Source organism: [Clostridium] symbiosum ATCC 14940, from assembly GCF_000466485.1.
GTDB classification, from domain to species: domain Bacteria; phylum Bacillota; class Clostridia; order Lachnospirales; family Lachnospiraceae; genus Otoolea; species Otoolea symbiosa.
In genome coordinates this window covers 1-13,422 of record NZ_KE992831.1, presented here as the reverse complement: position 1 = coordinate 13,422, position 13,422 = coordinate 1, and the positions used below count along the sequence as shown (strand labels likewise).

Below are 13,422 nucleotides of genomic sequence, written 5' to 3'. Positions count from 1 at the left end.
CAAGACCTCCCCAGCCGCCCAGGCCTCCAAGGCCACAGCCACGGACTTTTAACTGACCTGCTGGCTAATTAGATATAGAAAATCATGTTTCCGATTCGATTCATGTTTCCTGCGCTGTCTAATGGACGGGATTATGCAGGCAGATCTTTAATATGGCAGGCCGCTGCAGTTATGTAAGTCATTGTAACATTAGGCGCATCCGTCTATTGGACGGTGCGCCTAATGTTTCATTTTCTCACTTATTAAATGATGGAACGCTTGATTAACCATTCCCTTTAATCAGAGAGTGAATCGATAAATTTTATACTTCCTTCTGCGATTACGTCTGGCATTTCATCATGAACATAGTGACCGCAATCTAAAAACTCATATTGTGATTCTGCAAATGATGCAATATAGGATGTGACGATGTCCCTCCATCCCTCTACAACCTGAGAACCGTCGGATATATAATAAAGTACCGGAATTTGAACCGGCTTTTCCAGGGAATCCACTTTTGCGGCATTCGCATAAGCGTATCTTGCCTCATCCACCATATTCTTTGTCATAAAACTCTTCATAACCACAGCTCTATAAGCTGCTTTTTCTTCGTCTGACAATATATCTCCGGTCATTGCAGGATCGGTATCATATATCTCGGGATGCAGCCGTACCATTCCCGCCTGATATAAGACTGATATTTTTGCCATGCTTTCTGCACTCTTATTTAATATCTCTTCCCCCCAGGACAGATAAATGGATGGGACAGCGGCATCAAGCCCAATAATCCCCTTCACCTCCGAGGGATATTTCTGTCCCCAATAAATTGCTTCAATACCTGACAGGGAATGCGGAAACAAAATATAGGGTCCTGATTCGCCTGCAAGCGTCAAAGCCTCCCTGGTTTCCTCTAATACCGTATCAATATCCCTGGGAGTATCGGCCGTATCACTGAATCCATAGCCGGCCCGTTCCACCACGGCAATCCGGTAACGGCTGCTCAGTCTGCTGTAAAGAGCCTTAAAATCCAGGGCTGGCGCAGCAGTTCCGGAACCAGACAGAAATACTAGCGTTTCCCCTCCCTCTCCCTCCGAATATACATGCATTTGATGGCCGTTCACCTCCACCAATTTCCCAATGGGTGGAAATTTCCGGCGCTCAATCTGTAAGCTTATTCTATGAAAACCTATAAACACTCCCATTGCAGCCATTGGAACTGTAAGTAAAAACAGGATACCTCTGATTACCTTACGTTTATTCATTTGTTTCCCTTCTGGTCAGACTGACCATATGTTTTCAACCATATCTTCCCGGCAGAACACTCTGATGGAAAGATTCGTCATTACATAAAATCTATTGTATCCAGAGAAATAGCAGATATGCTGCCGGTACTATCAGAAAAAGGGAAAGGATAGTCCGTTCCAGCCAGATAATCATCATTTCCCTGAGTGAAACAGGAATTTCCGTAGCTGTGATACAGGGGATCGTGGAGGTAAACATCAGGACCTGCGAAATGCTCAATATACTGATGATAAAACGAGTTCTCTCCGGTGCGCCGGCCACTACGAGAACCGGAAGATACATTTCCGCCAGGCCCAGGAACGCGGCTTTTGCAGCCAAGAGTGGTTCCGGAATCTGTAAAAGCAGTGTAACGGGATAAAATAAGTAACCGAACCAGTCAAAAACAGGTGTATAATTTTCTAAGATCAATGAGATAAGGCCAATGGACATAAAATTCGGCAAAACTTCCAAGATTAGTCCAAAGGAATTTTTAACGTTTTTTGTAATGTTTGAAAGAACTGGTCCTGCATCCTGGCAGACCCGCAGCCCCTCTGTCCATGCTGCCTTAATGAGCCGTCCGTCCGGTTTTTCTTCAGGGACCCCTTCTCCTTCCCGGTAGTATCCGGCAGACTTTCCTGCCAGTGGATACAGACGCGCAGTAATTGCGGTAACTCCATATGTAACTAAAAGCGAAGTCAGAAAAAATTGTGTCCATAAATGCATGATAGAGGCTGTTTTTGCTACAACAATAAAAAATGAAACACAGACAACGGGAAAACCCGTGGCAATGACAGATGCTTCCCTGGTATTGTACCTTTGATTCTTATACATTTCATTCGTTAGCATCAATCCTATGGCATTACCGCCCATAAAGGATGCGGCGGCGTCCACGGCGGAACGGCCCGGAGTTTTCCAAATGGTTCGCATGATTGGCCGGAGAAACTGCCCGATAAAATCGATAAACCCGTAATTCATAAGACAGGTCAGAAAAATGGAGCCTATGGGGAGCAGGACCCCAACCTGGATAACAAGTGCCTCAAATAAAAAGGGACCATGGTCAGCCCTTATAATTGGCTCAGGGCCAAAGCCCGAAAAAACGATAACCGTAAAAACGGCTCCAAGTATTTTGCTGAAGGTGAATACGGTAGTTAAGGCATCTTTTTTCCACGTTTTTCTGATAAAAGGCAAAACGGCGGCTATCAAAATCACCGCCAGTGCATAGAGGCGGACCACCGGCTTAAAACTGCTTATCAGATAACTTACCAGGAATTCGACCGGGATTGTGCTGGCTCCGCCAGCCCGTATCGGAACAAAAAACAAAAAAATCCCAATCAGGCTGAGAATTATAAATTTAGCTGCAATTCCTGGATTATTTACCGTTTTGTTTTCTGCATTTTTCGAAGTAGAATTCATCTGTACCTCCTGAGCTATCCCTTTTTACAGTCTCCACTCATTATACCTTAATTGTAACAGAATGTCATGATACCAGGGTCAAAAGGTTGGAAATATGATGCAAGCTTGCTTGCATGAAGATTTTTAATCTTGGGACCCGCCAAAAACATGAGTAAGAAGCCATTTTTCGCAGAAAAATGAGCGGATTGCGAATGTTTTTGAGGATTGTGAGAGCACGCAGTGCGGAGCAATCCGGTATCAAAGGGGTCAAAAGACCTTTTGCCTCCAACATCATATCATTATAATAGATATATTGTAACAATTGCTGTTGACTCTTTCCAGCAGGAAGGAGATGCCATCACGGAATACATAATAAAGAAAACCCAGAGAAACTGCCACTCTCTGGGTTTTTGCTATGCTATACGGACATAACTACTTTTCTTTGCTAACATTATATCAAATCAAAATCGGTGTTTTCTTAGAATTTCCCAGCTTTAGCGCTCTCTTCAATGCTTACCGCAACGGCCACTGTCATTCCGACCATCGGGTTATTTCCGGCTCCAATCAGACCCATCATCTCAACATGAGCCGGAACGGAGGAGGAGCCTGCGAACTGGGCATCGGAGTGCATGCGTCCCAGTGTATCCGTCATACCGTAGGAAGCAGGACCTGCCGCCATGTTATCCGGATGAAGCGTACGGCCTGTGCCGCCGCCGGATGCAACGGAGAAGTACTTTTTGCCTTTTTCCAAACACTCTTTTTTATAGGTGCCTGCAACCGGGTGCTGGAATCTTGTCGGGTTTGTGGAGTTACCTGTAATGGAAACATCTACTCCCTCTTTCCACATGATGGCAACGCCTTCCGTCACATCATTCGCTCCGTAACAGTTAACTTTTGCCCTCAGTCCTTCGGAGTAAGATTTTCTCCAGAGTTCTTTAACCTCGCCTGTGTAATAATCCATCTCTGTCTCAACATAGGTGAATCCGTTAATACGGGAGATAATCTGTGCGGCATCTTTTCCTAAACCGTTTAAGATAACGCGAAGAGGTTTCTGACGCACTTTGTTGGCCTTCTCGGCAATACCGATGGCTCCCTCTGCGGCTGCAAAAGACTCATGGCCAGCCAGGAAACAGAAGCAGTCCGTCTCTTCTTCCAGAAGCATCTTGCCAAGGTTGCCGTGGCCTAAACCAACTTTTCGCTGGTCGGCAACGGAGCCCGGGATACAGAAGGACTGAAGTCCCTCACCGATTGCCGCCGCTGCGTCCGCCGCTCTTCTGCATCCTTTTTTGATGGCAATGGCAGCGCCTACCGTGTAAGCCCAGCCTGCATTTTCAAAGCAGATAGGCTGAATTTTCTTAACCTGGTCATATACGTTCAGTCCAGCATCTTTTGTGATTTTCTCAGCCTCTTCAATGGAAGCGATGCCATAGCTGTTTAATATGGAATTGATTTTGTCAATTCGTCTCTCATATGATTCAAATAATGCCATAACTCTATGATCCTCCTTAATAATTTACCTGCTATTAAGTCTATGTCTATGTAACTCTTTCAGGGGATTCAAACGTTCCCTGCTGATTATCCCACTTATTCCTGTCTCGGATCGATAATCTTCACCGCATCGTCCACACGGCCGTACTGGCCTTTGGATTTCTCGTATGCGGTAGTTGGATCGTCGCCCTTCTTGATGAAATCCGTCATCTTGCCGAGATTTACGAACTGGTATCCGATAATCTGGTTTTCTTCATCGAGAGCGATTCCCGTTACATAGCCTTCTGCCATCTCCAGGTAACGCGGACCTTTCTTTAATGTTCCATACATTGTACCAACCTGAGAACGAAGTCCCTTGCCCAGATCCTCAAGACCCGCACCGATTGGAAGACCATCCTCAGAGAATGCGCTCTGTGTTCTTCCGTATGCGATCTGAAGGAAGAGTTCTCTCATCGCCGTATTAATTGCGTCGCAGACAAGGTCTGTGTTCAGCGCCTCCAGGACCGTTCTTCCGGGAAGGATCTCCGCTGCCATGGCTGCGGAATGTGTCATGCCTGAACATCCGATTGTCTCTACTAAAGCTTCCTGAATGATTCCCTCTTTAACATTCAGAGTCAGCTTACAGGCGCCCTGCTGCGGAGCACACCAGCCCACGCCGTGAGTTAAACCGGAGATATCTTTAACCTCTCTGGATTTTACCCATTTTGCTTCTTCCGGAATCGGAGCACAGCCGTGATTAACGCCCTGCGCTACTGGACACATACTTTCAACTTCGTGTGAATAAATCATTTTAAGACTCCTTTCAAAATGAATGTGTTAGTACTTTGTTAATTTTATCACATCATACTTGTACATATTATCTCACGTATCCCTCAATTCGTCTATAGTTTTTTGCTGAAAACTTTTCACAAAACTACAGGCATTTTTTTGAGTATTTACGTCGTTTTTTGTAACCCCGGCCCCATTCTTTTCTCCACTTTCCGCAGCGTCATCTTATATGCGATATAAAAGATAATTCCCTTAGCCACACTGGATACGGTAAGCGCCCACCAGATTCCGTTCAGCCCAAGTCCCATCGAGGAAAACACAATTGCAAGCGGTATCCTGGCTGAAGTCAGGATTATGCTCAGGACTGATGGTATCGAGGTTTTGCCTAAACCGGCAAACGCTCCGATGGATGTCAGTTCAATCAGCATAAAGAACTGGGAAAGGCCGAGAATCCGAAGATATTCCACTCCGGCCCCGAGTACATCCGGCTCCCGGATAAAAATACTGAAAATAGGTTCCGCCAGAAATATCAGCAGGGATGTCGTCATCAGTCCCCAGATCCCCATCATTTTCACCGCCGCTGAAAACCCTTTTTTAACCCGGTCAAACAGACCCGCGCCAAAATTCTGGCCGGTGAATGAATTGACTGCTGCCGCAAATCCCTCTCCCACCATCCAGGAAACTGATTCCACCTGGCCGCCGACTCTCTGAATCGCCACCGCCGTGTCTCCCCACCCGGTCACCAGTCTCGTCAGTACCATGGAAATACTGGCATAAATAAGGTTTTGAATCGAAGCGGGAAATCCGATTGTGACAATCTCTTTAATATAGCGGACCGGGGTAACGGTGAACAACCGGAAGCTGCCAAAGAGAACCTCTTCTTTTCTGACAGCCAGAATAAAAATAAATGAAACCGTAATCTGGGCCGTGACGGTCGCCACTGCGGCGCCCACTACTCCCATGGCCGGAAACGGACCAATCCCGAATATCAGAACCGGATCTAATACCATATTAGCCGCAAGTCCGATCACATTTGCCTTAAACGGCGTTTTACTGTCTCCGTTAGCCGTAAGGATACCTGTAAGCACTGAATTGATATACGGAAAAAGAATCAGCCCGCAGACAATCCTCAGATAATTCTGTGAATTTGCAATAATTACCGGATCCTTCAACCCGAAAAATCCAATCAGATACTTTGCGCCAAAGAACGAAATCAGGCCGAACATCACGGCAAACAGCAGTCCCATCTGAATTGCGCATTTAGCGTACTGGGCCGCATCTTTTTCATTGCCGGCGCCGAGAGCGTGCGCTACTTTTACCTGGCCCCCGATTTTAGCCAGATCCACGATTCCCTGTGACAGCCAGCTATACATTCCGGCGGTACCCACTGCCGTCACCGCCCCGGCCCCCAGTCTTCCTATCCATGCCATGTCTGTCAGATTATACGCCATCTGAACCAGTGATGTAGCCATAATCGGCACTGCCAGCCGGGTAAGGCCGGGCAGGATTGGCTCATGGAGCAAATCTACCTTTTTCTTCATTTCATATTCCCTCAACAATTTAATATTATAAAAAATGCACTCCGCGGATCTTTTTCCGCCAGCCGGCGGCAGCCTGCGGTCTCCGCCCGCAGATTACCGCCTTCAATCAGCAACAGCCCCGGCCGACACTCTACGTTCCGGCCAGGGCTGCATTCATTTTAAGAGAGGCGGTTCGAGCGTATTTGAAAACGCGCTCGAATACAGACGGCCCCTTTAAGCACATTATTTGTAACAGTTCAGACAGTTTAAACTGTGACCATTATTTACCGGAAAGGTACTCATCAATCCCGCGGGCTCCGGCGCGTCCGGCTTCCATTGCAAGGATCACCGTCGCAGCTCCCGTCACAGCGTCTCCGCCTGCATACACGCCCTCTTTCGTCGTCTTTCCATCGGCCTCATCGGCGATAATGCATTTCCAGCGGTTTACGCTCAGTCCCTCCGTAGTCGCCGATATCAGCGGGTTCGGGGAGGTGCCAAGCGCCATGATAACCGTGTCCGCATCAATCCTGAAATCAGAACCGGCCTTCTCCACCGGCCTTCTTCTGCCCGATTCATCCGGCTCCCCAAGCTCCATCCTCCGGCAGATGATCCCGTTTACCCAGCCATTCTCGTCCGTCAGGATTTCCACCGGATTGGTCAGAAGGTTGAAACGGATTCCCTCCTCCTTTGCATGATGTACTTCCTCCGCCCTGGCAGGCAGCTCCTTCTCGCTTCTTCTGTATACGATATGTACCTCGGCTCCCAGACGCAGCGCCGTCCTGGCCGCATCCATGGCAACGTTTCCTCCTCCGACTACCACTACCTTCTTTCCTATCATCAGAGGTGTGTCATAGTCATCGCGGAACGCCTTCATCAGGTTGCTTCTTGTCAGATATTCATTGGCTGAGAACACTCCGTTCGCATTCTCCCCCGGGATTCCCATGAACTTCGGCAGGCCCGCTCCCGAACCGATGAACACGGCCTGAAAGCCCTCTTCCTCCATCAGCTCATCGATGGTCACCGATTTCCCGATTATCACGTTGGTCTCCAGCTTTACGCCCAGCTTCTTCACATTCTCTATCTCCGGCTGTACGACGCCCTCCTTTGGAAGACGGAACTCCGGGATTCCGTAGGTCAGCACGCCGCCCGGCTCGTGAAGGGCCTCAAAAATCGTGACCTCATAACCGAGCTTTGCCAGATCCCCGGCGCAGGTCAGGCCGCAGGGGCCGGAGCCGATCACCGCCACCTTTTTCCCGTTCGTCTTCTCCGGCGCCTCCGGCACAAAGCCATGCTCTCTGGACCAGTCGGCCACAAAACGCTCCAGCTTTCCGATGGAAACAGGCTCTCCCTTGATGCCGCGGATGCACTGCCCCTCACACTGCGTCTCCTGCGGGCAGACACGGCCGCATACCGCCGGCAGAGCCGACGCCTTCGCTATCACGCGGGCAGCCTCCTCAATCTCTCCCTTCTTTACCTCTTCGATAAACGCCGGGATATCGATTGCCACCGGGCAGCCTGCGATACATTTGGCATTCTTACAATTTAAGCAGCGCTCCGCCTCCGCCATGGCCTCCTCTTTATTATAACCCAGGCACACCTCCTCAAAGTTGGCGGCCCGCACCTGGGGTTCCTGTTCCCTCACCGGTACTTTAACCATCATGTCTCTTCTGGCTTCCATTATTCCTCACCTCCGCAATGTCCGCATCCGCCGTGATGTGTGGCGCCCTCCTGCTGTCTCAGCATAGCCCTGCCTTCCTGGGTCCGGTACAGCTGCTGCCTCTTCATCGCCTCATCAAAATTGACCAGATGGCCGTCGAACTCCGGCCCGTCCACGCAGGCGAACTTCACCTTGTCTCCCACCGTCACACGGCAGGCTCCGCACATCCCTGTCCCATCCACCATGATGGGGTTTAAGCTGACCACCGTCGGCAGATTCAGCTTCTTTGTCAGCAGACAGACGAATTTCATCATGATCATCGGGCCAATGGCAACACAGGTATCATAACGCCTGCCCTCTTTCTCCACCAGCTCCGTTATGACCTCCGTTACCATTCCTTTGCGGCCATAGGAGCCGTCATCCGTTGTTATGTAAAGATTCTCCGCCTGCTCCTCCATCTCCTTTGTCAGAATCAGGAGATCCTTTGTCTTGGAGCCGACGATAACATCCACCTTGACGCCGTGTTCCTTTAACCACTTCACCTGCGGGTATACCGGAGCCGTTCCGACTCCTCCTGCCACGTAGAGAATCCGTTTCTTTTTCAGTTCCTCCGGGTCCTCCTTCACAAAGTCGGAAGGATTTCCAAGGGGACCCACAAAATCACGGAAGGTGTCCCCTTCCTTCAAAAGTGCCATCCGCTCCGTCGACGCCCCGACCGTCTGGAACACGATGGTAACTGTCCCTTGTTCCCTGTCATAATCACAAATGGTCAGAGGAATCCGTTCCCCCTCTTCATCTATCCTGACAATCACAAACTCCCCCGGTTCGCATGAGCGCGCAACTCTGGGAGCTTCCACTTCCATCAGATAAATTTTATCAGCCAGCTTTTCCGCTTTTAAAATCTGATACATGTTTCTCCTCCTGTTTCCTCGTTCTATTCAACCTGTCGTTAACTTTTGTATACCGGCCTATGCGGTCCGGCAGACCGGCAAAACCGGCGCCGCTGCCGGATGATGGCAATAAATATGCAAAAGATTGCCTACATTTTACCACTTCACCTCTATAAAGACAAGCAAAAACGTGGCTTCACCTCCTAAAATACTGCTGTCTGTTCAAATCCGCCCTACCGGATGTGCAAAAATCCGCCTAATTCCTATGGCCTCTTATATTTCCTGAATTCATAACACAAATTAAAATAAGTCTGCTCATCACTTTCTTCCGTCACAATCCAGCCCTCTTTGTCCAGATTCACAAGATAAGTATCCGCCTGATAAGCATAATCAATATAAGTGATGTGCGCCGTATCACAGTAGGGAAGGAACTGCTCGTAAACACTCTGTCCGCCGATAATGAAAACATCTTCATCCGTAAATCCCCGTTCTTCTTTATACCATTTGATCCTATTCAACACCTCTTCCACACTGTGGCAGACATCCGCTCCTTTTAACTTAAAGCTTTTATCCGTTGTCAGAATGAGATTGATTCTGCCGTCCAGCGGTCTCTCCCCCGGCAGAGTGAGCAGAGTCTTTCTCCCCATCACAATAATTTTTCCCATCGTTTCCTGGCGGAACCACTTCTGGTCCGCAGGTATCGCAACCAGCATCTGCCCTTTATGACCAATAGCCCAGTTCTTATCCACTGCCGCAATTAACTGCATACCGTACCTGTCCTTCCTTTTGTTTTCCGGCTGAAGCGCTATCTCTTCTATAAATATAGATACAGGATACGTATCACCGGAATTCCTCCGGGAACTGTCTCCTCAGCGTTTTCATCATACTGAGCGCATTGATATTAAACGCCTCATCCGGCTGCTCCTTTTTATCTACATTTCCATGAAAAATTCTCTCCAGCTCTTTAAGCGCTTCCTCATCAGAAGTGCACCGTTTCATTACATCCGTCATCTGTTTTTTACTGCCCTCCAGCTTTTCCAGCAGAATATCCCAGATTCTCGGCTTATCCGCCTCACTGACTGGGCCGTAATGGTTTAATATAATTTCTTTCACATGATATTTCGCCGATTTTAAAATGGATTCCCTTGCGCCGATATAATCAACCAGAAAAGCCGGCATATAACCGCCATAAGGTCCCATCACCCCGACCGACTCACTGCACAGCATCAATTCACCATCCACAATATAGGACAGCGAGCATTTCGTATGACCGGTTGTTTCAAACGCCAGGACACTGTGATTTCCTATTTTGACGGTTTCTCCATCCTCCAGCACGACATCGACTCTGAGATCTTCATCCCTGTAATTCCTGTCCCAGTCCATTCCCGCCGCTTCTGCCGCGTCACCGCTCAGGCTGCGAATCACGGAGAGTGCAGATGGCTTTAGCAGTATTTCCCTTGCGCGCTCTGAGCCGTATACCTTAACTCCCGGCCAGGCCATGCGCACGGCCGGAAGACCGGCCACATGATCATAATGGGAATGGGATATCAGAACGGCATCCACCTGCCCGTCTCCCAGTTCCCTCCTTATATTTTCTATCATCAAATCTGCCGCATAGGCCATTCCTGCCTCAAACAGAATATTTGCTTCACCCTTAATTAAAAACACGGCTGCTTTTCCAACTCCGGATACATCTGTGACTGTCATTTTTTTTCTCCTTTCCGGTTCTTTGCCGCCATCTCAAGTTTATCAGGGGTAATTTTACTATATTTTTCTTTTAAATACAAGGTTTGGCAGGAGTGTTTTCTCATTGTTTTTCTCATTTGCGCACATTGCGTCAGGCGCCGGTTCATTCGTGCAGCGTATCTGTCATTGTCTCCTGCCATATATTTTTTATTTATTGAAACTTTCTGCCCACTCTGCCCGTCTATCTATTGTCATTAAATATTACTTATGAGAAAAGAGAAGTCCTGGTTATGGTTTTCAGCAGTCTTACTTTCATTTTTTATTTTTTACCGATATTCCTGTTTGTATATTTCCTGACTCCCCGCAGGTGGAAGAACGCCTGCCTTCTGGCGGGGAGCCTGTTATTCTACTCATTTGGAGTCAAAGACCACCCTCTCTACGCGGCGCTTCTGCTCTTTTCCGTCTTCGTCAATTACCGTCTGGGTATAAGACTTGGACGCAGAAGGAAAAGCGGCTGTCGGAAAGGATGGCTGGCTGCGGGAATTTTTTACAACCTCTCATGGCTTGTGCTGTTTAAATATGCCGGATTTATTTCGGAAAATATTAACTTATTACTTGCTGAAACAGGCTGCTCCTTCCGGCTGTCAAGTCCCGCCTTTATTTTGCCCATTGGAATCAGCTTCTACACATTCCAGGCCATTTCCTACCTGACAGACGTTTACCGGAAGGATATCTGTTTCGAACCATCCCTCATCAATTTTGGCATGTATATCTGCATGTTTCCCCAGCTGATAGCAGGTCCGATTGTCACGTACGCTTCTGTCCGGAAGCAAATCAGCGCACGCAGGCACTCTCTTTTACACCTGGAAAACGGGCTTCGCGAATTTACGATCGGATTAGGCCTAAAGGTTTTACTGGCAAATCAAATCGGAGGACTCTGGAATGATGTGAAGGCCATAGGCTATGAGAGCATTTCCACCCCATTAGCTTGGCTCGGACTCACCGCATTCAGCATGCAGATTTACTTTGATTTTTACGGCTATTCTCTGATGGCAAAGGGGCTTGGCGAAATCCTCGGCTTTAAGCTGCCCAATAACTTTGAGCATCCCTACATGGCTCTGTCCATGACGGAATTCTGGCGGAAATGGCACATAACTCTCGGAAACTGGTTCCGGGACTACCTGTATATCCCGTTGGGAGGAAACAGAAAGAAACCGGCGCGGACCTTCTTTAATCTGTTTTCCGTATGGCTCTTAACCGGGTTCTGGCATGGCGCCAGTTGGAATTTTCTACTTTGGGGATTGCTCCTCTTTGTGCTGATATCCGTTGAAAAGCTGGCCCTGCTGCGTTTCCTGCACCGTTTTCCGCTTGCAGGACATGCCTACATGGCTTTGGCAATTCCATTGACCTGGATGGTATTTGCATTACCGGAACTGTCTGATATATCAGTCTATGTCCAAAGGCTTTTTCCTTTCCTGGCACGAAATACCCAACTCACCTATTTCAATGGTGATTTTTTGAAATACGGCAGGCTGTATTCCGGCTCTTTGACGGCCGGACTTGTCTTTATAACAGCTCTGCCCCGAAATATCTACAATCATTACAAAAAGAATGTCATCACCGCAGTGATCCTTCTGCTTTTATTCTGGGCCTGCATCTACCGCATCCGCGCAGGCGCCGATGACCCGTTTTTATATTTCAGATTTTAAGGAGAAAAAGCAATGCACAAATACTGGTATACGATTCTCCTGTCCTTCAGCCTGTTCATCGCCGCCGCTGCCGCAATGATCGGAGGTGTTCTGATGAAACCGGAAGCCGGAAAGACAGTGAAACAAGATTTTGCCGCATCAGCCGCCGTCCGGGATCCTGCCTTCCCCGTATCTGCCGCTCTTTCGTCAACTCTTCCGGAGACTCTGCGTCCCTCCGACTCCCTAAAAGCTCTGCCGTTGCCCGCTCCCCCGGAGTCTTCGCCGTTGCCCGCTCCCCCGGAGTCTCCGCCCTCACCCTCAGAGCCGTCAAAGACTTCAGGCAACGCTCCCGGCGAACCCGGATCGGACGGCTGGAAGAAGGAACTTGGTGCAGTCAGCCCTGATTTGACGGACGTACTGTTTATCGGAGATTCCAGAACGGTCGGCCTGTCGGAATACGGCGACTTGGGAAATGCCGACGTATTCGCAGATTCCGGGATGAGCGTCTTTAATCTACTGGACAGCAAACCGAAAAAAGGCGCTGGAAGTGATAAGACTTTAAATCAGCTTCTGGAGGAAAAAAATTATAAGGCCGTCTTCCTGATGCTCGGCATCAATGAACTGGGCTACGGCAATCAAAATATTTTAAAGCAGTACCGGACCGTTGTTAGCTATATAAAAGAAAAGCAGCCCGAAGCAGCCCTGATTCTGGAAGCTAACCTGCATGTAACCAAAACAAAGTCGGACCGGAGCCCTATTTACAATAATGAAAATATCAATGCGCTGAATCAGGGTATCAAACAGATTGCCGCAGAGGAGAATTGCCCTTATATCGATGTCAATGTAATATTCGACGATGAAAGCGGCAATCTGAATGAAACGTATACGACCGACGGCTCCCATGTTCTTGGTAAATATTATGCGTTATGGACAGAATGGATTTTTGATTGAGGATGGAGGACGCGTCCGGAACGGACTATGTCCGGTGTGGCGAGGGAGTCTGTCTGAGTCTTCCGGCCCCGGTTGGAGGGTGTCGTGATGGGGGGAATCCGGCCGGAATGAATTGCTGCGGG

At 48.5% G+C, this 13,422-nt stretch carries 11 protein-coding genes; 2 read left to right on the top strand and 9 right to left on the bottom strand.

Translation table 11 applies throughout. The annotated features are described in order from the left end of the window. Positions 1-275: 275 nt before the first annotated feature. From CLOSYM_RS03945 to CLOSYM_RS03905, 9 genes are all read right to left on the bottom strand, one after another. On the bottom strand, positions 276-1,241 hold the full coding sequence (locus CLOSYM_RS03945) for an alpha/beta fold hydrolase (RefSeq protein ID WP_021641050.1): 966 nt from the start codon (positions 1,239-1,241) through the stop codon (positions 276-278). A gap of 91 nt (positions 1,242-1,332) precedes the next feature. Beyond that, on the bottom strand, positions 1,333-2,673 hold the full coding sequence (locus CLOSYM_RS03940) for a YjiH family protein (RefSeq protein WP_021641049.1): 1,341 nt from the start codon (positions 2,671-2,673) through the stop codon (positions 1,333-1,335). A gap of 457 nt (positions 2,674-3,130) precedes the next feature. After that, positions 3,131-4,141, bottom strand: a complete 1,011-nt coding sequence (locus tag CLOSYM_RS03935) for a GGGtGRT protein (protein WP_021641047.1) — start codon at positions 4,139-4,141, stop codon at positions 3,131-3,133. Between the two features lie 95 nt (positions 4,142-4,236). Then, positions 4,237-4,929, bottom strand: a complete 693-nt coding sequence (locus CLOSYM_RS03930) for an iron-sulfur cluster assembly scaffold protein (protein WP_003498658.1) — start codon at positions 4,927-4,929, stop codon at positions 4,237-4,239. A gap of 146 nt (positions 4,930-5,075) precedes the next feature. Next, entirely contained in the window at positions 5,076-6,449 is a 1,374-nt protein-coding gene (locus CLOSYM_RS03925; RefSeq protein ID WP_003507991.1) for an MATE family efflux transporter, read from the bottom strand. Between the two features lie 259 nt (positions 6,450-6,708). Then, the gene (gene gltA, locus CLOSYM_RS03920) at positions 6,709-8,106 is read right to left on the bottom strand and encodes an NADPH-dependent glutamate synthase (protein WP_003498662.1); all 1,398 of its coding nucleotides are present in this window, start codon (positions 8,104-8,106) and stop codon (positions 6,709-6,711) included. Further along, complete coding sequence (locus CLOSYM_RS03915) at positions 8,106-8,996, bottom strand: sulfide/dihydroorotate dehydrogenase-like FAD/NAD-binding protein (protein WP_021641045.1); 891 nt, start codon at positions 8,994-8,996, stop codon at positions 8,106-8,108. Before CLOSYM_RS03915 ends, gltA begins: the two co-directional genes overlap by 1 nt. 242 nt (positions 8,997-9,238) lie before the next feature. Beyond that, entirely contained in the window at positions 9,239-9,742 is a 504-nt protein-coding gene (locus CLOSYM_RS03910) for a dihydrofolate reductase (RefSeq protein ID WP_003498667.1), read from the bottom strand. A gap of 73 nt (positions 9,743-9,815) precedes the next feature. Continuing rightward, a complete protein-coding gene (locus CLOSYM_RS03905) occupies positions 9,816-10,682 on the bottom strand; it encodes an MBL fold metallo-hydrolase (RefSeq protein WP_021641043.1) in 867 nt (288 codons plus the stop codon). A 269-nt stretch (positions 10,683-10,951) separates the two neighbouring features. On the opposite strand from CLOSYM_RS03905, the gene CLOSYM_RS03900 reads away from it, so the two are divergent. Together CLOSYM_RS03900 and CLOSYM_RS03895 are read left to right on the top strand one after the other, a co-directional pair. Next, positions 10,952-12,370 carry an MBOAT family O-acyltransferase gene (locus CLOSYM_RS03900; RefSeq protein WP_021641041.1) on the top strand — a complete coding sequence of 473 codons (1,419 nt, stop codon included), beginning with the start codon at positions 10,952-10,954 and terminating at the stop codon, positions 12,368-12,370. A gap of 12 nt (positions 12,371-12,382) precedes the next feature. Continuing rightward, complete coding sequence (locus tag CLOSYM_RS03895; RefSeq protein WP_009296194.1) at positions 12,383-13,300, top strand: GDSL-type esterase/lipase family protein; 918 nt, start codon at positions 12,383-12,385, stop codon at positions 13,298-13,300. Positions 13,301-13,422: the final 122 nt, after the last annotated feature.

Coding starts and splice junctions, on each gene's coding strand:
- CLOSYM_RS03945 (WP_021641050.1), bottom strand. CDS start 1,241: ATGAATAAACGTAAGGTAATCAGAGGTATCCTGTTTTTACTTACAGTT.
- CLOSYM_RS03940 (WP_021641049.1), bottom strand. CDS start 2,673: ATGAATTCTACTTCGAAAAATGCAGAAAACAAAACGGTAAATAATCCA.
- CLOSYM_RS03935 (WP_021641047.1), bottom strand. CDS start 4,141: ATGGCATTATTTGAATCATATGAGAGACGAATTGACAAAATCAATTCC.
- CLOSYM_RS03930 (WP_003498658.1), bottom strand. CDS start 4,929: ATGATTTATTCACACGAAGTTGAAAGTATGTGTCCAGTAGCGCAGGGC.
- CLOSYM_RS03925 (WP_003507991.1), bottom strand. CDS start 6,449: ATGAAGAAAAAGGTAGATTTGCTCCATGAGCCAATCCTGCCCGGCCTT.
- gltA (WP_003498662.1), bottom strand. CDS start 8,106: ATGGAAGCCAGAAGAGACATGATGGTTAAAGTACCGGTGAGGGAACAG.
- CLOSYM_RS03915 (WP_021641045.1), bottom strand. CDS start 8,996: ATGTATCAGATTTTAAAAGCGGAAAAGCTGGCTGATAAAATTTATCTG.
- CLOSYM_RS03910 (WP_003498667.1), bottom strand. CDS start 9,742: ATGCAGTTAATTGCGGCAGTGGATAAGAACTGGGCTATTGGTCATAAA.
- CLOSYM_RS03905 (WP_021641043.1), bottom strand. CDS start 10,682: ATGACAGTCACAGATGTATCCGGAGTTGGAAAAGCAGCCGTGTTTTTA.
- CLOSYM_RS03900 (WP_021641041.1), top strand. CDS start 10,952: ATGGTTTTCAGCAGTCTTACTTTCATTTTTTATTTTTTACCGATATTC.
- CLOSYM_RS03895 (WP_009296194.1), top strand. CDS start 12,383: ATGCACAAATACTGGTATACGATTCTCCTGTCCTTCAGCCTGTTCATC.